Below are 21,405 nucleotides of genomic sequence, written 5' to 3'. Positions count from 1 at the left end.
CTCAGAGAATCATGATTTCCCGTCAGGGCAACATTAATGCCAAGAAAGAACTTGCTAAAGCTATTGCAGGAATTGAGCGCAGCTCATAATGTGAAGGAAAGGAATGAAATAATATGGGTGATGAAAATAACAAACTAGTAAAGGCATTTTCAACAAAAGATGTTCTAGCACTAGCATTTGGAACAATGATCGGTTGGGGCTGGATTATGCTTTCAGGACAATGGGCAGCAAGCGCAGGCATGCTTGGAGCAATATCCGCTTATGTAGTAGGCGCAATACTTTGTATATTTGTAGGTATGGCATATGCAGAACTTACACCGGCTATACCTTGCACAGGAGGAAGTGTAGTATTTTCATATAAAGCAATGGGATATTGGCCTGCAGTTATTGCAGGATTAGCAACCGCATTTGCTTATTTAGGTGTTGCAGCATGGGAAGGTCCTGCATTTGCAACGGCTATAGATTATATTGTTCCAATTCCTAAAATTGGTTTTTTATGGACAATAAAAGAATTTGATGTTTATGCCTCCTGGGCATTAGTAGCCATTGTTGCCTCTGTTATAATTTCTTTTGTTAATTATAGAGGTGCAAAACAGGCAGCTGTTTTCCAAACAATAGCAACTATAGGATTGATTGTAGTAGGTGCATTATTCGTATTTGGAGGCCTAACAAAAGGAGATGTTAGTTATACAAAACCGTTTTTTACAAATGTAAAAGGTTTTTCATCCGTTCTTCTTATGGTTCCTGCAATGTTTGTAGGATTTGATGTTATACCACAGTCCGCAGGTGAAATGAATGTACCACTAAAGAAAATACCTCGGCTATTAATTTTATCAATTTGTGCCGCAGCGCTTTGGTATATGCTAATGATTTTCTCCACTTGTATGTCTGCGCCGGTATCTGTTCGTTTAACTGGAACGATTCCAGTAGCCGATGCTATGGCATATGCTTATGGAAGTCCTATATGGGGTAAAATTTGTATAGTGGGTGCTCTTTGTGGAATTTTAACAAGTTGGAATGGATTCCTATATGGAGGAGCTCGAGTAATTTATTCTCTTGCAAATGCAAAGATGCTTCCAGCCTTTTTAGGTAAGATTCATCCTAAATATGGAACTCCATCAAACGCAGTACTTTTATGTGCAGCATTGTCAACATTCTCTTGTTTACTTGGTAAGTCAGCGTTATCTTGGTTTGTAAATGCTAGTTCTTTTGGAGTAGTAATTATGTATGGAATGGTTGTATTGGCATTTATTTTCTTAAGAAAGAATGCACCAAACTTGGAAAGACCGTACAAGGTTGCATATCCGAAATTTATTGGATTTATGGGCGTTTTAGTTGCAGTATTCTTCTTCTGGTTATATACACCACTTGGACCAAGTCCTCTTGTAGGAATCGAGTGGATGTTAGTAATTGTATGGTTCATTCTAGGCCTAGCATGTGCTATATATGCTAAAGGTAAATATAGTAATGTTACAGAGCATGAAAGAGAACAATTGCTATTTGGTGAATACGCAGATAAAAAATAAAAACGGAATAATTAGTTTAAATAATTAAAATTTATAAAATCAAGGGGTGTCTTAAAAGTAAAATATTTTAAGACACCCCTTATCATTTTAGTTAATTGTTATTTATTTCCTTTGCAGAATCATTTATATTATAATTTTATTTTTTTACCAAAATATTTTTCTAGTTTAAGTGATGCTGTTGGCTGGCTAATCCCAAGGGCCTTTGCCACTCCTGTTGTGGTTTTATGCTTTTCATAGCTGTTTAATAGCACAGATTTTTCTACAGTTTCAAGTATTTCTTTCAGAGTTTTTTCTTGTGATAAAGCAGAAATACTAATTTCATCAGGCTGAAAAACAGAAGGTAAATCTTGTTCTGTTATAACCATATTATCAGAAGTTAGAACTGCTCGCTCAATAGTATTTTCTAATTCTCGTATGTTGCCAGGCCAAGAGTAATTTTCTAAATATTCGATAGCTCTACTTGAAAATGACCGGGTTACATTATACTGTTTTGTAAACTTTTTGCAGAAATAATCTACTAAACAGAAGATATCACTTTTTCGTTCCCGAAGGGATGGAATATCAAGAGTCAGAACATTTAAACGATAAAATAAATCTTCTCTAAATTTCCCGTCTCTGACCATCTGTTTCAAATCTTTATTTGTAGCTGTAATTAATCGGAAATCAATTGATAATTCTTTTGTTCCACCAATATGTGTGATTTTTTTCTCTTGAATAACTTTTAGCAGTTTAACTTGCATGTGAAGTGGCAATTCGCCAATTTCATCTAAAAATAGTGTACCGCCCTCGGAAAGTTGTATTAGACCTGGTTTTCCATTTGTGTTTGCTCCTGTAAATGCTCCTGCTTCATAACCAAAGAATTCAGATTCTAATAAGTTGTCAGGAATCGCACCACAATTTATGGAGACTAAAGGCTTATTTTTACGGCTGCTATTCTGATGAATGATATTGGCAAATAGATTTTTTCCTACACCGGATTCACCAGTTATTAAAAGATTAGCATCAAAGCCTGAAAATTTTTCTGCAAGATAAATTGCATTTTTTATTTGTGGACTTGAGCCCACAATAGGATACTCTTGTTTGAATCGTTGTCTTAATTTGGATAATTCTATATCATAAGCATTTAGTGTCCGTTGTAGGTTTTCATATTCTTCTGAAAGATGTTGGTACTTCTCTGAATCACGAGTATAGCTTACTATTTTATATAAACTTCCATCGTCATTTAGAATTGGGATAGAAGTACACATAAGAAAAGTGCCGTTTATAGTGCGCTGAAGCATCGTTACAGGTTTCAGTGTACGAAGTACTACTAAGGAAACACAGGGATTAAATATTTTATTTTCTTCCATTTGCATGATTGTAGAACCAATAGCTTCGTGTATAGGAATTCCATATACAGTTTCAAAATTTTGAAGAACACTTTCAATAACACCAGTGTTACTGATAATGGTAAAGTCATCGTAAAGAGTTTCTAGAATGCGGTAAAAATCTGCTTCTATATAACCAACAACAGGGATTTTCATTAAATCATAATCTTTTACCATAAATATTTGTACAGTGTATTTCGTAATAAATACATCATACGCTCCTTTCTTTTTCAACCTCTAGCTTTCATGCATTTTTATCAGTACAAAAATAATAACCTATCTTTCTTTATTTCGCAATCAATTATTTAAATAAAATAGTTTGCTAATTATTTACTGAAGCATAAACTGAGAAGTTCTTTAATTAAAAAAAAATAACTTCTTTGTAAATATATAATAAAATGGGATTATATATAATAAAAAAGCAAAAGGCAATGCTTGATAGCCTACGCCTAACATTTGGAGTGGGACAGAGCAAGAAATAGCCCAGGGAATTAAGCCGCAAAGCACAATGGATGAGTTCTCTATATCTATAGCTAATTCAGAAGGGCTTCCCCCAGCAATTTCATAAGGTTTCTCAAGTAAATCACGACTCATCATAGAGGCTATAGTCTGATTACAGAAAACACAGGTAACTAGTGTAGAACAAATTAACATGGAGCCAAATAGACCAATCTTACTTATTAATAAGGTAAGACTATCTTGGATCACATTAAGCATATTTGTACCTTTAAATATTCCTGAATAGGCGGAGGAAAGTAATACTACGCCACAGACCGAAAGCATAGAAACTGCACCACCTCCATTTAATATAAATGCAAGATTGTCATTTTGGGAGTGATAACCTATAATACAACACTTCAGAGTATCCAAAACGCTCATATCCTGAAGTGTTATGGTAATTAAAAAGCCACTAAAAATACTTGTTATAAATACCCAGACGATGTTTATTTTCAATAAGGGCAGTATCAGCATAAAAACGGCGGGGAGAATGGCCCATAAGCTTAAATTAAAATCTGTCTGGAGGGCCTCCGATATATTTGTATCCACAGTTTTAAGTGGATTTAATACAGATAAAACAGCATATACGATAGTTACTAGTACTAGAGGGATACCAGCTGTTTTAAACATTAGTTTAACATTATCATAAATGTTAGTTTTAGTTATGGATGCTATTAGAATTGCGCTTGAGGAAACTGGGGATCCTCTGTCACCAAAATATATACCAGAAATAATAGCTCCAGCGGTAATAGCTTCGTTGACATTTCCGCTTCGGGCAAGAACCATTAAGATTACTCCTAAAGTTCCTGCAACCCCAAAAGATGTTCCTAATATGTAAGAAAGAATACAGCAGAGAAGGAATGAAATTAATATAAATAATCCTGGGGTGATAATACTGACGCCATAATATACGAAGAATGTAATGGTACCAGAAGAACGCCATACAGCAGTTAGAAATCCAATTAGAAACATGATTTCAAGTACTATGAAAGATTCTTTTATACCCTTTAAAGCCATTTCTTTTAAATTCTCATAAAAAAAGCCATTTAGGCGGCCTGCGATGGTAAAGGCAATAAGCCCCGCTAACATGGCAATTAAAATGGAATAACCCGTAGCAAGACAAAAAATCATGATTATTATAAATGTTATAAATGCAAATAACAATGGCACTATAAGCATCTCCTTTTTAGCTGAAATCAATTTAATTATATAACAATAATAGAGATTTACAACTTATATATCACAAAAAGTACAATTGTAAAATTTAGTTATAGATGATAGAATATATCCATCGTGAATATTGTATTCACAAGTAAAAGGAATGTGGTAGTAATGGAAAAAACATTAGAAAAGAAAAACTATAATATTGGTATGAGTTGTGCCTTGGGATGTGCAGTATTGTGGGGATTTCTTCCTATTTACTGGCAGGCTCTTAGACCTATAGATTCCATGGTAATCATTTTTTACCGAATATTTTTAGTAGGAGTCACAACTTTTGTTGTAGCATATAAATTGTACGGCAGAGAAAAGCTTTTTGCGCCAATGAAGCAGAAGGGCCTTTTGCCTACATTTATCATAGCTGGAATTCTAATTACTTCAAATTGGAGTATATACATATGGGCGGTCAATGCAAATTATGTTATACAAACTTGTATTGGATATTACATTGAGCCTTTAATGGTTTGTATATTTGGGGTAGTACTGTTTAAAGAAAAACTAAATAAATATAAGCTTGCAGCTTTAGCATTTGCTTTGGCAGGTGTTGTCGTTATTCTTATTCACTTTAAAGAGGTTCCTATTATTGCATTGAGCTTGGCACTAACATTTGCGACCTATGCTGCAATAAAGAAAAAGTATCAGATGGAAGCATTAATAACTTTATTTTATGAAACGGTATTTTTAACACCCTTTGCATTAGCACTTATTATATACTTTGAGGTTAACGGCAAAGGTGCATTTAGTGTTGCAGAACCTTATCAAATTGGGTTATTGGCATTTGTAGGTCTTTTGACTGCAACGCCCCTGGCCCTTTTCGCAATGGCTGCTAATAGGATTTCAATGGTGTCTTTAGGCATTACAGAATACATATCACCATCGATTGCTCTTATAATAGGTATTTTTATATTTAAAGAGCCCTTCGATAGTATACAATTTCTAGCATTTATAATAATTTGGATTGGCCTTGCTTACTTTACTTATGGTGAAATAAAGGAGTCAAAAAATGGAAGAGAGTCATAAACTTGGAATTTTAAGTGTTGCTTTAATGTATGTTGGGACTATTATGGGGGCTGGTTTTGCATCTGGAAGAGAAATCTGGCAGTTTTTCTGTGTATTTGGAGATAAAGGATATATAGGGATATTTGTAATTGGCGTGATGTTTATGGTGATTGGTGTCATGACTAGTAAAATTGCAAGAACTCTTGGGACTAATGATATGGGTAAAGTAATTGTTCCAGGCGGTAATGCTAAATTAGTAGATTTTGTAGGGTATTTTATGGCATTGATGCTTTTTACTGTTTTGATTACCATGTCTTCTGCGGGAGGCGCTTTATTTTATCAGCAGTTTGGGCAAAGCAGGGTTCTAGGCGGAGTAGTTATAATATGTCTTGTAATATTAACTGTAATCGGTGGATTTGAAAGAGTTTCAAGAGTCTTTAGATTTATGATGCCTATTCTTGTAGTAGTTGTTGTATCCGTATGTTTAATGGTAATTTTTATGGATTTACCACAGTCAAAGGAGCAGGCGGAAATCACCGTAAGTCCGTTAACACCCAATTGGTTTTTATCAGCTATGCAGTACATATCTTATAATGTTTTAGCATTAGTGCCAATTGTGGCTACCGCTTCAGTCAATGCAAAAAGTGATAAACATGCTTTCCTTGGGACCGCACTTGGTGCAGTATTTTTAGGATTACTGGCATTTGTTCTTGGGACCGCCATGTTTACTGATATGGGATTTTCTCAGGCAATGGATATGCCAATGCTTGGGTACTCTGCTAAAATTTCAAAGAGTGTAAATATAGTGTATACATGTGTATTGCTTTTTGCCATTTATGCATCTGCAACCAGTAATTATTATGGGTTTACTACAAAAATGAAATTTCAAAATCATAGGAAATTAAAGATTGTTATTATTGCATGGATAGGATTTCTTTGTGGGCTGGTAGGTTTCACAAATATCATTTCAATTATGTTCCCTATAGAAGGGTTCATGGGATTTGCTATAATCACCATGGTCATTATAAACTTCTTTAAAGTAATGAAAGATGAAAAAAATAAATTGAAAATCGAGTCTGATAAGAATGTAGAAGAGGAAGCGATAGTAAATGATCGATAAAATTAATATTGCCACAGTTAACTTTAAGACATCTTGGGGCAATAAAGAGGAAAATCTGGATAAAATTAAAGATAATCTTATTGAAGCTGCTGGAATGGGAGCAGAGTTAGTCTTATTTCCAGAGATGGCATTAACAGGGTATGATGATGTTAAAGAAACTTTAAAACCCGAAAAAATGCAGTCAAAATTAGCAGAAACTATTCCAGGGGTAAGCTCTTTAGAACTAGAGAAACTAATTAAAGAACTGGAAATTTATGCTGTAATAGGAATGCCTGAACAGGATGAAAAAGATTCTTCTATTATATATAATGCACAGGCTGTATTTGGGCCAGAAGGTTTAATTGGTTCATATCGGAAGATGCATTTACCACCTCCTGAGCCAAGATGGGCAACAAGGGGAGACAAACCATTTATATTTGAGACACCATGGGGGCCTATTGGAAATGCCATTTGTTATGATATTTATACATTTCCGGAAATGGTACGGTATTATGCGGCAAAAGGGTGCAGACTTATTTTGAACAGTACGGCATATGCTTATGAACACGGACCTTTGGTGGGTCCAAGGACTTTAGAAGCCTATGTGCTTATAAATGGGGTATATATAGCCACAGCTAATTTGGTAGGTCAGGACTTATCTAGTACTTTCTATGGCGGTTCACAGGTTTTAGGTCCTACGGAGAAATCTGGTGAATTATGCTATTATGCAGGATGTAGTTTTGCCGATGAGAAGGCAGCAGATTATACCATATGTAATGTGGAAATCGATTTGTCATTAGCCAGAAGAATGCAGTTTAATATTAATCCTAAAATTGGAACTACTGATTTCAGGCCAGATAAATATATAGAAATGTATAAGGAATTATTGTAGTCAGAATGTATGAGGTAGAAAATGAAGACATTAAAATTGGGACTTTTAGGTTTTGGTAATGCTGGAAGAGCTTTTGCAAAAATCTTAGAAGATAAAAAACAGGAAATAATGGATAGCTTTGGTTATAACATTATTGTAACAGGCATAACGACAGGTTCTAGAGGGAATTTATATAACGCAGACGGAATTGATTTAAAAAAGGCATGGTGTGAGCTTGAAGGCCAGGGACATTTTAATAAGGCGGGTAGTGACTATAGTCAAATGACTTCTATGGAATTAGTTGAGAACGGAGAATATGATGTTATAGTTGAAATGACTCCCTTGGATATATTTACAGGTCAGCCTGCTACTGATCATCTGAGAAAGGCTATGGGAAGAGGCAAACATGCAGTTACAGCCAACAAAGGCCCTATTGCATGGTATTATAATGACTTAAAAAAATTGGCAGATAAGATGGATGTTCAGTTTTATTATGAAACTACTGTTATGGATGGAACGCCTATATTCAACTTAAAAGATGAAACGCTAAAATTTTGCAAGGTTACAGAGATAAATGGCATTCTAAATACAACCACTAATTACGTTTTGGAGGAGCTGGCAAAAGGCAAGGCTTATGACGCGGTTATAGCTGAAGGAAAGAAAATAGGATTTGTAGAGGCGGACCCTTCTATGGATATAGAGGGGTGGGATGCTGCGGCGAAAGTCACAGCACTGTTAAATGTACTTATGGAAGCTGGTATTACCCCAAGGGATGTTGACAGAACAGGAATAGAAAATATAACCATAGAAGACATAGAAAAAGCCAATGAACAAGGCAAAATCATAAAATTACTTTGTAAAGGTACATTAGAAAATGGGCAAGTAGTTGCTTCTGTAAAGCCTACTTTAGTAGAGCAGGGAAGTTTGATGTCCGTTATTGATGGGACTTCTTCTGTAGTTCAAATTACTACGGATTTGATGGGTAAACTCACTATCATTGAGCATGATCCAGAGTTGGTTCAGACGGGATATGGTATATTTAGCGATGTGCTTAGAATCGTAAGAAATCTTGTATAAAATAATAAGAAATAATGATTAAAAGAAGGCTTCATTTATATAGGAGGCCTTCTTTTTTATAATTCCTTATAATATTATACGTGAAAATATGACAAAAAAATACAAAAAAAACCTAATTAATAGGAAGTCAAAAAAATTTCATATTCAATATAATATCAGAGTAATAACGAAACTATTGAGATAAAAACAAAAAAAGAGAGGACGGTGTTATTATGTCAGATAATTCGAAAAAATTAGGTGTTGTGGCATTAGTTGCCATGGTTGTCAGCTCATCTATAGGAAGCGGAATCTTTGGTATTTCTACTGATATGGCAGAGAGTTCCAGCCCAGGAGCAGCAATTATTGCATGGTTAATTGTAGGACTAGGAGTTTTGATGCTATGCCTTTCATTCACAAACCTAATTGCAAAGAGACCGGAGTTAAGTGGTGTATTTAGTTATGCTGAAGCGGGATTCGGACCATTTGGAGGATTTATAAGTGGATGGGGCTATTGGCTTTCTGCATGGCTTGGAAATGTTGCATTTGCAACAATGATGATGAGCGCTGTTGGATACTTTGTTCCTGCACTTGAAGGCGGGCAGAATATTTTATCAATTGCTATTGCAAGTGTAATTTTATGGTTTATGTGTTTTATTGTGAACAGAGGAATTGAAAGTGCAGCAATAGTGAATATCATTATTACAGTGTGTAAATTAGTTCCGTTATTCGTATTTGCAGTAATCGCAATCATATCTTTTAAAGCAGATGTATTTACAGCAAATTTTTGGGGAACAATGTCAGGCAATTTTGAGGCTAAAAGTGTTTTCAGCCAGATACAGAATAGTATGATGGTATTAATGTGGGTGTTTGTTGGTATAGAGGGTGCTGCTATGATGGCAGACCGTGCAAAGACTAAGTCAGTCGCAGCAAAATCAACAGTTTTAGGACTAATAGGATTATTAATTATTTATATTTTAGTTTCACTTTTACCATATGGACTAATGGATAGAGCTACAATTGTTCAATTTGGACAACCTTCCATGGCATATATCTTAAAAGAAATCGTAGGACCTTGGGGCGCAGTAATGATTAACCTTGGATTAATAATATCCATATTTGGATGTTGGCTTTCATGGACCATGCTGCCAGCTGAAACAACTTTACTGATGGCAAAACAGAATCTTCTACCTAAAAAATTTGGAGAAGTTAATAGTGCGAATTCACCAACCTATTCTTTAGTATTTATGACAATTTTAACGCAATTATTTATTTTTACTTTACTTTTCACAGAAAAGGCATATAATTTTGCTTATTCACTATGTACAGCAGCAATCTTTGTAACATGGATTATGGTAACTATGTATCAGGTGAAATTCTCTTATCAAAGACGTGAAACAGTACAGCTAATTATTGGAGTTCTGGGCGTTATATTCTTTGCCTGGGCAATTTATGCTTCTGGATGGAAGTACTTCTTATTGTGTTTCACTGTTTATATTCTTGGTATGTATTTTTATGCCAAGGCTAGAAAAGAAATAGGCTGCGAGAAGGTATTCAGTAAAAAAGATCTTATTGTGGCAGGTTTCATTGTTTTAGGTGCAGTATTCTCAATCTATTTACTTGTTACGGGTCAAATTGCTATGTAGTATGATCCTTAATATAACAGCAAATAAAAAACTATAGGAATGTGATTACATTCCTATAGTTTTTTGTTTAGTTAAATAAATTTGACATCATATAGTTGATTTAGTTGAAAGAAGATAAAGTTTAACACAAATATAGAGCTGTACATAGAAATCATCACCATCTAAATCTGCTATCTCCTGAATTTTCTTTATGCGGTATCTAATGGTATTTGGATGCTGATAAAGGTCTTTAGCGGTTTTGGAATATTCTCCATTATTTTGGATAAAAACAATTAGCGTATTCCATAAATTCGACTTAAAATTTTTATCATATTCATTTATCTTATAAATTAATTTTTTATAATCATTTTCAATAGTACATTCATTAAATAGAGGTGTAATCCATTTATATATACCGATATTTTTATAATACGTAATATCGGAGTGGTTCATCTGGCCAACTTGATTTGCCCAGATAGACATTTTGATTGCAATATGAAAATCACTGTATGAATTTTTTTGATCACTTATACCTATATAAAATAGTTCTGAATTCAACTTGATAGATTGTAAAAGCGTATTAAAAACAGACGCATCAACTTGTAATGAAGAAGGTGATGTGTGAATGATAAGCATTCCTGACCTATATTTTATAAATGAATAATGGGTTGAAATAGCTGAAGTATAGTTTTTATAAAAAAGCTCATAAAAATAAGAAGTAAATTCAATATTAGATGCTTCATCTTTTGGAGTAATAAATGCAGCTGTAACATTTGAAAAAAATAATGGATTAATTTGTTTAACTATATTCTGAACGATGTCAGGTGAACTGGTTGTATTAACCAGTTTATTGATATTGTTTTCATTTACTAAAAACTGCTGCTTTAATTTAAGAAAGTTATTAACACATAAAATTAAATCTTCCATATAAACTTCGCTAAATGTAAAGATAGGTACTTTTTTCTCCAATGCATATTGCTTTATTTCCTCGGGAATATCATCAAAGAAAACGGTTTTAATTGCAATACCTGCAATGTTTCTGTTAATAACATTACGCAGAGCAGTTACAATAGAGTCAGGGTCATTTACTGCAAAAAATAAAGAGGTTAATATAAAATCTCCCTGATTGAATACATGATAAGAATTATTTACACTTTCATATTCAAGAATTACAACATTACTTAATTGCTGTTCTAATCCATTTTCGCCGGCTATTAATTTAAAGTTTTGAAATAAAGGCATTTTCAAAAGCTCTCTAACTTGTATCAATCCAATCACCTCTTGTTTGTTAAATTCCATTCTAGCTTGTTAAATTGTGATATAATTACTGTGAATAGTATAACATAAATTACCATTAACCATATAGCTTAAGTTGTAAAAAGTGAAAATAGTGAGGATGTTTTTTGGAAATAAGTATATAACTAAGTCATTGCAATAATTTAAGATTATTTATATAATTTCATTATAAGAAGTAAGAAAATTAAGAAAAAGGTAAAGGGACAAATAATCAAAATAAATATGTACTTTATTTATATTTTAGAATTATTTCTTATTGATATTTAAACATCGAAAAAAATTAATATTAACGTAAGTGGCAGTTTTATCATAACTAGAAATAATACATAACAAAATAAATATAAATTATCATTCAACAAAATAGTAGGAAATAATACAAAATAATTAAGTTTTATATTCACACATGTATAAAAAATATTATGTATGATGTGATTGTAATTAAAAACCATGTGCATGATTTTGTAATATTAAATTTCGAAACTTTTCATTTTAAACTAAATAGATTTAAAAATTGGGAAGTTTAAGTATGAGTAATGTAAACGAAAACTATAACTAAAAAATATTTGTTAGGGAGGCTGCTTAATGGTAATTAATGTTAAAAGTGAAATTAGACCATTAAAGAAGGTATTGTTACATCGACCTGGTAAGGAGTTAGAAAATTTAACTCCGGATACACTGGATAGGTTATTATTTGATGATATTCCTTTTTTGGAGATCGCACAGCAAGAACATGACGCTTTTGCAAAGACACTTAGAGATAATGGTGTAGAAGTGGTTTATTTAGAAGACTTAATGGCTGACGTATTGAATCTGAGTGATCAGATAAGAGACCAATTTTTATATCAATGGATAAAAGAGGCTGGTATTCGTACAAATAAGTATAAAGAAAAAATTTATAACTTTATGATGAAGTACAATGATAACAAAAAGGAAATGGTCTTAAAATCAATGGAAGGAATCGTTTTAAAAGAATTAAATTATAATAAGGCAGATTCTTTAGTTGATTTAATGAGCTCTCCTTCCAAATTAGTAGTTGACCCAATGCCAAATCTTTACTTTACAAGAGATCCTTTTGCTTGTATAGGTAATGGCGTAAGCATCAACAAAATGTATTCACAAACTAGAAACAGAGAAACTATTTATGGAGAATATATTTTTAATTATCATCCAGATTATAAAGACCAGGTTGAAAAGTATTATAACCGATATGAACCATTTCATGTTGAAGGTGGAGATATCTTAAATCTTAACGATAAAGTATTGGCTGTAGGTGTTTCACAGAGAACAGAGGCGGATGCAGTAGAAATGCTGGCAAAAAATATTTTTGCTAATGAGAAATCAACCATAGATACCATTCTTGCATTCGACATTCCTAATACTAGAGCGTTTATGCATCTAGATACTGTGTTTACACAAATTGATGTTGATAAATTTACAGTACATCCAGGCATTTTAGGTCCTCTGGTAGTATATGAGATTAAGCAGGGAAATTCAAAGGATGAAATCTCTGTAAAGAAAGTCGAAGATAAGTTGGAAACAATTTTAGAAAAATATTTAGAAAAGGAAAAAATTACACTTATAAAGTGTGGTGGAGAAGATTTGATTGCTTCACAAAGAGAGCAGTGGAATGATGGATCGAATACATTATGTATTGCCCCAGGTACAATTGTGACATATCAAAGGAATACAGTGACCAATAAACTGCTAAGAGAACATAATGTAAATGTCCTTGAAGTTCCAAGTGCTGAATTATCAAGAGGCAGAGGCGGCCCACGCTGCATGAGTATGCCGCTTGTTAGAGAATAGTTAATTAATTTATAAAAAATTAAAATAAACATAAGAAGAAAAAGGAGAAAAAAACATGGCAGTTAATCTTAAAGGAAGAAGTTTTTTAACATTAATGGATTTTACACCAGAAGAAATCAGATATATGCTAGATCTTGCACACGACTTAAAGGCTAAAAAGCGTGCAGGTATTGAAGGAAACGCTTTAAAAGGAAAGAATGTAGTACTTCTTTTTGAAAAGACTTCAACAAGAACAAGATGTGCATTTGAAGTTGCTTGCTTAGATGAAGGCGGGCATGTTACTTTCCTTGATTCAAATAGTTCACAATTTGGAAAAAAAGAATCAGTTGAAGATTCTGCAAAAGTATTTGGAAGATTTTATGATGGCATCGAATACAGAGGGTATGATCAGTCATTAGTCGAAGATTTAGCTAAGTATTCAGGAATTCCTGTATGGAATGGATTAACAGATATAGACCATCCTACCCAGATTTTAGCAGACCTTTTAACTATCGAAGAACATATTGCAAAGCCTTTAAATAAGGTTAAGGTAGTTTTCTGTGGAGACGTAAGAAATAACATGAGCTATGCATGGATGTACGGATGTGCAAAGATGGGAATGCACTATGTAGCTTACGGACCACAGACTTTACTAGATGAAATTGATAAGGACATCTTAGCAAAAGTAAATGAAGTAGCTGCACAGACTGGTGCAAAGATTGAATTATGTAGTAAGCCAGAATGCTTAAAGGGTGCAGATGTTCTTTATACTGACGTTTGGGCATCCATGGGAGAAGAAGCACAAATTCCAGAGAAAGTTAAGATGCTGACTCCATATAAAGTAACAAAGGAAATGGTAGATGCAACAGGAAATGATGATGTTATCTTCCTACACTGCTTACCTTCATTCCATGACTTTGAAACAAAGATGGCAAAAACTCAGATGGAAGAAGGATATGACATCAGAGAAGTAACAGATGAAGTATTTAGAAGTAAATATTCAAAAGTATTTGATGAAGCTGAAAATCGTATGCATACTATCAAAGCAGTTATGGTAGCTACTATTGGCAGACAGAACTAATATGCATTAAGGAGAAAAATAATGGAGAATAGTTTAGGTAAATTAGTAATCGCTTTAGGCGGAAATGCATTGCAGTCAGGAAAAGGTCCGGCAACAGCAGAAGCACAGCTTGAGGTAGTTAAGAAAACATGCCAGCATATAGCAGAAATAAGCTGTAGAGGATATGAAATAGCAGTGGTACATGGGAATGGACCACAGGTAGGAAGAATACTACAGGCATATGAAGCAGCAAAGGAAGTAACCCCTGTTATGCCGTTTGATGTTTGCGGAGCAATGTCACAGGGATACATTGGTTATCACATCCAGCAGTGCTTAAAGTATGCTTTGAATTTAAGAAATAAGAATATTCCAGTTATTACTTTGGCAACACAAATGATTGTAGATGGAGCAGATCCAGCCTTTCAGAATCCAACAAAGCCAATTGGACAATTCTATAATGAAGAAGAAGCAAAACAGCTAGAAAAGGAAAAAGGCTATGTTATGAAAGAAGATTCCGGAAGAGGATTCAGAAGAGTAGTAGCGTCACCTATACCTAAAAAAATAGTAGAAATAGATGCAGTTAAGAAACTATGGGATTCTACTATAGTAGTTACATGCGGAGGCGGAGGAGTACCTGTTATTGAAAAGGACACAGGACTTCTTGAGGGAGTAGCCGCTGTAATCGATAAGGACTTTGCAGCAGAACTTCTTGCAGAGCAGGTTGAAGCAGATTGCCTAATGATTCTAACTGAGGTAGAAAAAGTTGCAATAAACTTCAATAAACCTAATCAGAAGGATATAAGTAATATGACATTGGAAGAGGCTGCAAAATATGTTGAAGAAGGACAGTTTGCACCTGGAAGCATGCTACCTAAAGTTCAGGCAGCTATGAAGTTTGTTAGAGCAAATCCATCAAAGAAAGCAATTATTACGTCTCTTGACAAATCTTTAGAAGCGCTGGAAGGAAAAACCGGAACAGTTCTTACTTTTGCATAATAGTTGTTACAAATATATTTATAATAAAGTATCCCGTTCTGACAAAATCTCAGGACGGGGTATTTTGATTATTGGGGGAAAGGAAGAATATGCAGCAAATAGCAGAATTTCAATCACAGTATTGTTCAAACCTTGATATAAAAAGGATTTGCTCGTTTGATTATGAGTTAATTGATGAAAAAACACATGCCTTGTATCATCAAAGTCCACGTTTTCTTTATGTAAAAAAAGGCAAAGCAAAATTTATGGTGGATACGGAACTATATGAAGTGGGGGAAAACTGTTTATTATCAATTCTTCCTTGGGATTGTACGGAAGTAATTGAGGTAGAAGAGGCATTACAGTATGAAATAATAAAATACAACTATGATGTTGTTGCAAATATGCTCCATTCAATTGTTGTGGAAAATTCAGAGGAAATGCCCATATTAAAAAAGCTGGAGATAACACCAGTAATTACTTTGAATTCGGGTACAAAAAAAGAAATTGAAAGTATTTTTACTAAAATAAAGGATGAGGTGGGCATAGAGTCTATCATGCAGAAAATTGATTATGAAAGCTATCATGAAATATTTGTTTGTACTTTAGTAGCACAAATAATTACAATTTTTTGTAGAGAAATTGATGACAATAAAATGATACCGAAAGTTCTGGCAGAACCAGGTGATCCAAGGGCTTTAATTCTCAGATTTATTTACATGCATTTAAGTGATAAAATGACTCTTGATCGGTTGTCTAAACAATTTTATATGAGTAAATCATCTATTAGTAAATATATATTAGATAAAACTGGATTATCATTTAATGAACTGCTTAATGAAATGAGAGTGACTAAAACCATCAATTATTTGTTGTATACTGATTTTACATTGGAAGAACTTGCATCGATTCTTGGGTACGTTGATGCAGCGCATATATCTAAAGTTTTTGCGGCAAGAATGGATGATAAAATTGGAAATTATAGAAAAACTTATGGAAAAGCTTTACATGTGGGGAAAATAAATGAAACTAAAAAAGATTACAAAATAATTGAATATATTTTAAGGAACTTTTCAGAGGATTTATCAGCACAATCTGTTGCTGATAAATTTCAAATGTCCTTGATTGAATTGAATAAAACACTACTGTTACAAGTTGAGAAGAATTTTTATGATTTTTTAAATTTAATTCGCATAAATAAATCCTGTGAATTTCTCATTGAAACGAATATGGATATTACGGATATTGCTATTGGTGTAGGATACAATACAGTAAAGACATTTAGGAGAAATTTTGTTCAGTTAAGACATATGACACCAAGTGAGTTTAGGAATAATATGAGTATTCAACAATAACTTTCAAAGTAAATGAATACAAGAATGAGGAATTATATAATTTTAATCTTTTCAAAAAAAGTAAAACCGCTGGGAGACACATCCAGCGGTTTTCGATTGTTTTTAATTTTCAATCTATGGGTTTAACTTACCCATGGTGGGGACGGGTGAGACTTACTGAGCCTTATTGAATCTCTTAGTTAATCTAGAAATCTTTCTTGACGCAGCATTCTTATGAATAGTATTTTTAGCAGCAGCCTGCATAAGCTTCTTTTCTGCTAAAGCTAACTTTTCTTTTGCTGTAGTCTTATCACCTGCATTCATTGCAGCTTCAAAATTCTTTAAAATTCCTTTTAGATGAGACTTGATACGTCTGTTTCTTGCAGTCTTCTTGTCGATTACTAGGATTCTTTTCTTTGCGGATTTAATATTTGCCATTTAATTCACCCCACTTTATACTTAATTTTTTTGCTCCCTATACCATATGCATAAGGAATCACAAATATTTCGCAACACTCAGTATATATGAATAAAAACAAGATTGCAAGGGAAAAATCAATGAATAGAAGAAATAATTTGAATTTAAGGGAAAGTGGTGACAAATTTGAAGTATAGAACGGATCTTGCAATAGAAAGTGTTGAAATGTATGACGAAGAAAGAGGCGAAACTGGCGATATTGACGGTGTAGAGATGGAAAAAATCGAATACGATGAAGATATAAAGGCCACGAGGATAAAAATAATTGACTCAAAGGGAGAAGCTGTATTACAAAAACCTATGGGGAATTATATTACTTTGGAAATAGAAGGCTTGGTAGATGGTGATGCAGAACTAAAGGACCGAGCTGCAAAAGCTCTAGCAGAAGAACTAAAAAAACTGATCGAATTTGATTATTATTTAAAAGTATTGGTAATTGGCCTAGGTAATGATAAAGTTACACCGGATGCACTGGGGCCTTATACTGTATCTAAAGTTAGAGTAACAAGGCATTGGTTTATAATATACGATTGTGATGGAGATGAGGAACAAGCTTGTGTAAGTGGCTTTATACCAGGAGTTATGGGATCAACAGGTATGGAAACTGCTGAGCTTATACAAAAAGCTTCCAGTATTGTAAATCCAGATATTATTTTAGTAGTAGACTCTTTAGCTGCTAAAAATATAGCACGTATAAGTACAACTATACAAATTAATGACACAGGAATTTCACCAGGAGCAGGAATGGGAAACCATAGAACCATGTTAAATGAAAAAACTTTAGGACATCGAGTGATATCTGTAGGAGTACCTACCGTTATAGACTCCAGTACATTAATAATGGATGCGCTTAAAGGATATATAAAAAATCCGGTGGAAGTTGAAAATTATATTGAACAGAATGGACAGGATATGATTGTAACTTCAACAGATATTGACCAAGTTATAAAGGATTTTTCGGACATTATTGCAAATGGAATTAATAATACTCTTCATCCTGGCATATATTCATAAGGGCGGTCTTAATTAAAGCTAAAGTATACGCCTGAATGGGGGATAAAAATGAAGGGAAAACAATTGCTCACATTGGGAATTGCAGTATTTGTAATTACGGCTACGATAACTGTACGTGGTTTGGAAAATGGCCACGACAGGGATTTTGAACTAACTGAAGCAGACGTGGGTAAGATGTGCTTGTCGGGTGCATTAATGGTGGGCAGCAGAGGCACAGAAAGGCAGGATACTCCTAGTGAACAACAGGGAAAAGAAGAATCCGGAGCAGAAACATCACAAGGTGAAACTGAACCTACAGATGATGCAGGTAAACAGGAAGTACCAGCTACTGAGACTCCAACAGTAGTTGATACTCAAAACCCTGAAAATCCATCGCCACAGACTATAAACATTGACAACAGTAAGCCAGTTGTCATAATTTATCACACGCATGCTACTGAATCCTATCAGCCTGCGTCAGACGGCAATTTCCACGTACTGCAAGAAGAGGGAACAGTAAGAGAAGTAGGAAATGTCCTGACGGCGGAACTTCAAAAGCAGGGAATTCAAGTAGTTCATGACAAAACTATAAACGATAATCCTTCTTATAATCAGTCTTACAGCAGGTCTTTGGAGACTATAAATAGCCTGCTTGGACAGTATAAAAATGTGGCGGTGGTAATAGATTTACATAGGGATGCTGCAGGATATTCCGGAGGGGCAGGAAAGACAGCCATTGTTAATGGAGAAACAGTAGCAAAATATAATCTTGTAGTTGGAAATGGAAATCCAAATGCAGCGAAGCTTAAAATATTTGCGAATACCGTTAATCAGAAGGCTGAAGAGATGTACCCAGGATATGGCGGCAGAATCATTGAAAAGGCTTACAAATTTAATCAATATGTTTCGGATTATCATTTACTGCTTGAAGTTGGAAACAACGAAAATAATATCAGAGAGTCAGATGCTTCAGCAAAGTGTTTTGCAAATGTGCTTGCTGCAGTTATTAAAGATTTACAGTAACTGATGGTGAATAAATAAAATCTGTAATGCTACAATAAACCCTATGGGATAGGGGTTACAAAAGATGAGAACTTTTTTTAGAGGATCTTTAATATTCCTTCTTATAATCGGAGGAATTGCAGGTGTTATTACTGTAGATGTAAGAAGTGGTCATATGGCAGGTTATCCGCCTGCTATAGATATGACTTTAAATCCAATTGAAGTAGAAGAGCCCGGTGACACTTTTGCACTGGGCTATGAGTTTACTATGAGGGTAAATAATGACCGGCTTTTAGAAGTGATTAACAATTGAAATTTATGGCAATATCAATTATAATAGTAAGGATATAAGGATACTTATTATGATTGAGGAGGAAGTATGGATTCATACCAGAAGCATATACGAAATTTTAGCATTATTGCACATATAGATCACGGCAAATCGACTTTAGCCGATAGAATTATTGAAAAGACAGGTTTAGTTGCGCATAGAGACATGAAGGAACAGTTCTTGGACAACATGGACTTAGAGCGTGAAAGAGGTATAACTATAAAACTTCAGACGACTAGACTTTCATACAAAGCAAAAGATGGAGAGGAGTATATCTTTAATTTAATAGATACTCCGGGCCATGTGGACTTTACCTATGAAGTTTCAAGAAGTCTTGCTGCTTGCGAAGGCGCTGTTTTAATTGTAGATGCAACTCAGGGAGTGGAAGCACAGACATTAGCAAATGTTTATCTTGCGCTTGATGAAAATCTTGAGATTATTCCTACATTAAATAAGATAGACCTTCCCAGTGCAAGACCAGATGAAGTGAAGCTGGAAGTTGAGGAAATTATTGGAATTGATGCGGAGAATGCGCCACTGGTTTCAGCTAAAGAAGGAATCGGAATTGAGGACTTGCTTGAAGCTATAGTAGCACAGGTTCCAGCACCTTCTGGAAGCATTGAAGGAAAACTTAAGGCTTTAATTTTTGACTCATATTATGATAATTACAAGGGCGTTGTTATTTATACAAGAGTCTTTGATGGCAGAGTCAAAAAAGGAGATACAATCCGCATGATGAATACTAAGAAAAAGTATGAAGTCACGGAGGTTGGTGTTTGCTCTCCAGGACCAGTTCCTTGCAAAGAACTTAGAGCGGGTGAAGTAGGATATATATGTGCCAGCATTAAACAGGTGGCTGATGCAAGAGTAGGAGATACGATTACTTTAGATAGTAACCCTACAGAGCAGGCTTTACCTGGATATAAAAAAGTCCAGTCCATGGTATTCTGCGGTATTTATCCAGCAGAGGGTGAAAAGTATGAGAATGTAAAGGATGCACTTGAAAAACTTCAGGTCAATGATGCAGCCTTTAATTTTGAACCAGAGACTTCACAAGCGTTAGGATTTGGTTTTAGATGTGGTTTCTTAGGCCTTCTTCACATGGAAATCATAGTTGAAAGGCTTGAAAGAGAGTTTGACCTTGGAGTTATCACAACTTCTCCAAGTGTAATCTATAGGGTAGTTATGAATGATGGTCAAATACAAATGATTCAAAACCCTTCAAATTTACCAGCACTGATAGAGATCGATCACATTGAAGAACCTATAGTAAAGGCTGATATCATGATTCCTAAGGAATATGTAGGGGCAATCATGGAACTTTGTCAGGATAGACGTGGTAAAATGATTCACATGGAATATATCACAGAGACTAGAGTTCAGCTACACTATGAAATGCCCTTAAATGAAGTAATTTATGACTTCTTTGATGCACTTAAATCGAAGACTAGAGGTTACGGCTCACTTGATTATGAATTCATTAGATATGAAAAATCTCAAGTTGTTAAGATGGATGTACTCTTAAACAAAGATTTAGTGGATGCATTTTCTATGATTGTTCATGAGTCAAAAGCTTATGCAAGAGGTAAGTTTGTTTGCGAAAAGCTTAAGGAAATCATCCCTATGCATCAGTTTGAGGTACCTATTCAGGCGTCAATTGGTCAGAAAGTTATTGCCAGAGAAACGGTAAGGGCTTATCGTAAAGACGTAATCGCTAAGTGCTATGGTGGTGATATCTCACGTAAGAAGAAACTTCTTGAAAAGCAGAAAGAGGGAAAGAAGCGAATGAGACAGTTTGGTACTGTTGAAGTTCCACAGGAAGCCTTTACAGCTGTACTGAAGTATGATGATAATAAATAGAATCTAAATCTTGCATATAAAATAGCGCCCTTATG

The 21,405-nt window shown here is 34.3% G+C and carries 18 protein-coding genes; 14 read left to right on the top strand and 4 right to left on the bottom strand.

Features of this window, described 5'->3' with window-relative positions; translation table 11 throughout:
• Positions 1 to 113: 113 nt before the first annotated feature.
• Entirely contained in the window at positions 114 to 1,526 is a 1,413-nt protein-coding gene (locus RTW14_RS10645) for an APC family permease (RefSeq protein ID WP_312650758.1), read from the top strand.
• A gap of 128 nt (positions 1,527 to 1,654) precedes the next feature.
• On the opposite strand, the gene RTW14_RS10640 is transcribed toward RTW14_RS10645, so the two are convergent.
• Both RTW14_RS10640 and RTW14_RS10635 read right to left on the bottom strand, forming a co-directional pair.
• Positions 1,655 to 3,127, bottom strand: a complete 1,473-nt coding sequence (locus RTW14_RS10640; protein WP_312650753.1) for a sigma-54 interaction domain-containing protein — start codon at positions 3,125 to 3,127, stop codon at positions 1,655 to 1,657.
• Positions 3,128 to 3,250: 123 nt separating this feature from the next.
• Positions 3,251 to 4,591 (bottom strand): Na+/H+ antiporter NhaC family protein, encoded by a 1,341-nt coding sequence (locus RTW14_RS10635; RefSeq protein ID WP_312650749.1) that lies wholly within the window; start codon positions 4,589 to 4,591, stop codon positions 3,251 to 3,253.
• 132 nt (positions 4,592 to 4,723) lie between these two features.
• On the opposite strand from RTW14_RS10635, the gene rarD reads away from it, so the two are divergent.
• The 5 genes from rarD (at position 4,724) to arcD (ending at position 10,277) form a co-directional block, all read left to right on the top strand.
• Entirely contained in the window at positions 4,724 to 5,629 is a 906-nt protein-coding gene (rarD, locus tag RTW14_RS10630; RefSeq protein WP_312650746.1) for an EamA family transporter RarD, read from the top strand.
• Positions 5,613 to 6,728 (top strand): YkvI family membrane protein, encoded by a 1,116-nt coding sequence (locus RTW14_RS10625; RefSeq protein WP_312650742.1) that lies wholly within the window; start codon positions 5,613 to 5,615, stop codon positions 6,726 to 6,728. The genes rarD and RTW14_RS10625 overlap by 17 nt, the downstream gene beginning before the upstream one ends.
• Complete coding sequence (locus RTW14_RS10620; protein WP_312650739.1) at positions 6,718 to 7,599, top strand: carbon-nitrogen hydrolase family protein; 882 nt, start codon at positions 6,718 to 6,720, stop codon at positions 7,597 to 7,599. Before RTW14_RS10625 ends, RTW14_RS10620 begins: the two co-directional genes overlap by 11 nt.
• A 21-nt stretch (positions 7,600 to 7,620) precedes the next feature.
• Positions 7,621 to 8,655 carry a homoserine dehydrogenase gene (locus RTW14_RS10615; RefSeq protein WP_312650735.1) on the top strand — a complete coding sequence of 345 codons (1,035 nt, stop codon included), beginning with the start codon at positions 7,621 to 7,623 and terminating at the stop codon, positions 8,653 to 8,655.
• Between the two features lie 212 nt (positions 8,656 to 8,867).
• Positions 8,868 to 10,277 carry an arginine-ornithine antiporter gene (arcD, locus tag RTW14_RS10610; RefSeq protein WP_312650732.1) on the top strand — a complete coding sequence of 470 codons (1,410 nt, stop codon included), beginning with the start codon at positions 8,868 to 8,870 and terminating at the stop codon, positions 10,275 to 10,277.
• Between the two features lie 87 nt (positions 10,278 to 10,364).
• Here arcD and RTW14_RS10605 read toward each other — a convergent pair whose 3' ends face one another.
• Complete coding sequence (locus RTW14_RS10605; RefSeq protein ID WP_312650730.1) at positions 10,365 to 11,525, bottom strand: PucR family transcriptional regulator; 1,161 nt, start codon at positions 11,523 to 11,525, stop codon at positions 10,365 to 10,367.
• Positions 11,526 to 12,134: 609 nt separating this feature from the next.
• Between RTW14_RS10605 and arcA the strand changes: the two genes are divergently transcribed.
• The 4 genes from arcA to RTW14_RS10585 all read left to right on the top strand — a co-directional run bounded on the left by arcA (position 12,135) and on the right by RTW14_RS10585 (position 16,727).
• The gene (gene arcA / locus RTW14_RS10600) at positions 12,135 to 13,358 is read left to right on the top strand and encodes an arginine deiminase (RefSeq protein ID WP_312650727.1); all 1,224 of its coding nucleotides are present in this window, start codon (positions 12,135 to 12,137) and stop codon (positions 13,356 to 13,358) included.
• 55 nt (positions 13,359 to 13,413) lie between these two features.
• Positions 13,414 to 14,418, top strand: coding sequence for an ornithine carbamoyltransferase (gene argF, locus RTW14_RS10595; RefSeq protein WP_312650724.1), 1,005 nt, complete (start codon positions 13,414 to 13,416; stop codon positions 14,416 to 14,418).
• Between the two features lie 21 nt (positions 14,419 to 14,439).
• Positions 14,440 to 15,393, top strand: a complete 954-nt coding sequence (gene arcC, locus RTW14_RS10590) for a carbamate kinase (protein ID WP_312650721.1) — start codon at positions 14,440 to 14,442, stop codon at positions 15,391 to 15,393.
• An 89-nt stretch (positions 15,394 to 15,482) separates the two neighbouring features.
• Positions 15,483 to 16,727 carry a helix-turn-helix domain-containing protein gene (locus RTW14_RS10585; RefSeq protein WP_312650718.1) on the top strand — a complete coding sequence of 415 codons (1,245 nt, stop codon included), beginning with the start codon at positions 15,483 to 15,485 and terminating at the stop codon, positions 16,725 to 16,727.
• Between the two features lie 153 nt (positions 16,728 to 16,880).
• On the opposite strand, the gene rpsT is transcribed toward RTW14_RS10585, so the two are convergent.
• Positions 16,881 to 17,144 carry a 30S ribosomal protein S20 gene (gene rpsT / locus RTW14_RS10580; protein ID WP_312650715.1) on the bottom strand — a complete coding sequence of 88 codons (264 nt, stop codon included), beginning with the start codon at positions 17,142 to 17,144 and terminating at the stop codon, positions 16,881 to 16,883.
• 166 nt (positions 17,145 to 17,310) lie between these two features.
• Between rpsT and gpr the strand changes: the two genes are divergently transcribed.
• The 4 genes from gpr (at position 17,311) to lepA (ending at position 21,370) form a co-directional block, all read left to right on the top strand.
• A complete protein-coding gene (gene gpr / locus RTW14_RS10575; RefSeq protein ID WP_312650711.1) occupies positions 17,311 to 18,198 on the top strand; it encodes a GPR endopeptidase in 888 nt (295 codons plus the stop codon).
• Positions 18,199 to 18,246: 48 nt separating this feature from the next.
• A complete protein-coding gene (spoIIP, locus tag RTW14_RS10570; RefSeq protein WP_312650708.1) occupies positions 18,247 to 19,200 on the top strand; it encodes a stage II sporulation protein P in 954 nt (317 codons plus the stop codon).
• A gap of 64 nt (positions 19,201 to 19,264) precedes the next feature.
• Positions 19,265 to 19,492 (top strand): hypothetical protein, encoded by a 228-nt coding sequence (locus tag RTW14_RS10565; protein WP_312650705.1) that lies wholly within the window; start codon positions 19,265 to 19,267, stop codon positions 19,490 to 19,492.
• A 66-nt stretch (positions 19,493 to 19,558) separates the two neighbouring features.
• Positions 19,559 to 21,370: a translation elongation factor 4 gene (lepA, locus tag RTW14_RS10560; protein ID WP_312650702.1), complete on the top strand. Its 1,812-nt coding sequence runs from the start codon at positions 19,559 to 19,561 to the stop codon at positions 21,368 to 21,370.
• Positions 21,371 to 21,405: the final 35 nt, after the last annotated feature.

Source organism: Aminipila sp. (assembly GCF_032051575.1).
Taxonomy (GTDB): Bacteria; Bacillota; Clostridia; order Peptostreptococcales; family Anaerovoracaceae; genus Aminipila.
Note: the sequence above shows the minus strand (reverse complement) of the source record. Positions and strands in the feature narration are given on the sequence as shown.

Bases quoted from the DNA above. Each gene is read 5' to 3' on its own strand.
- RTW14_RS10645 (WP_312650758.1), top strand. From the start codon at position 114: ATGGGTGATGAAAATAACAAACTAGTAAAGGCATTTTCAACAAAAGAT.
- rarD (WP_312650746.1), top strand. From the start codon at position 4,724: ATGGAAAAAACATTAGAAAAGAAAAACTATAATATTGGTATGAGTTGT.
- RTW14_RS10625 (WP_312650742.1), top strand. From the start codon at position 5,613: ATGGAAGAGAGTCATAAACTTGGAATTTTAAGTGTTGCTTTAATGTAT.
- RTW14_RS10620 (WP_312650739.1), top strand. From the start codon at position 6,718: ATGATCGATAAAATTAATATTGCCACAGTTAACTTTAAGACATCTTGG.
- RTW14_RS10615 (WP_312650735.1), top strand. From the start codon at position 7,621: ATGAAGACATTAAAATTGGGACTTTTAGGTTTTGGTAATGCTGGAAGA.
- arcD (WP_312650732.1), top strand. From the start codon at position 8,868: ATGTCAGATAATTCGAAAAAATTAGGTGTTGTGGCATTAGTTGCCATG.
- arcA (WP_312650727.1), top strand. From the start codon at position 12,135: ATGGTAATTAATGTTAAAAGTGAAATTAGACCATTAAAGAAGGTATTG.
- argF (WP_312650724.1), top strand. From the start codon at position 13,414: ATGGCAGTTAATCTTAAAGGAAGAAGTTTTTTAACATTAATGGATTTT.
- arcC (WP_312650721.1), top strand. From the start codon at position 14,440: ATGGAGAATAGTTTAGGTAAATTAGTAATCGCTTTAGGCGGAAATGCA.
- RTW14_RS10585 (WP_312650718.1), top strand. From the start codon at position 15,483: ATGCAGCAAATAGCAGAATTTCAATCACAGTATTGTTCAAACCTTGAT.
- rpsT (WP_312650715.1), bottom strand. From the start codon at position 17,144: ATGGCAAATATTAAATCCGCAAAGAAAAGAATCCTAGTAATCGACAAG.
- spoIIP (WP_312650708.1), top strand. From the start codon at position 18,247: ATGAAGGGAAAACAATTGCTCACATTGGGAATTGCAGTATTTGTAATT.
- RTW14_RS10565 (WP_312650705.1), top strand. From the start codon at position 19,265: ATGAGAACTTTTTTTAGAGGATCTTTAATATTCCTTCTTATAATCGGA.
- lepA (WP_312650702.1), top strand. From the start codon at position 19,559: ATGGATTCATACCAGAAGCATATACGAAATTTTAGCATTATTGCACAT.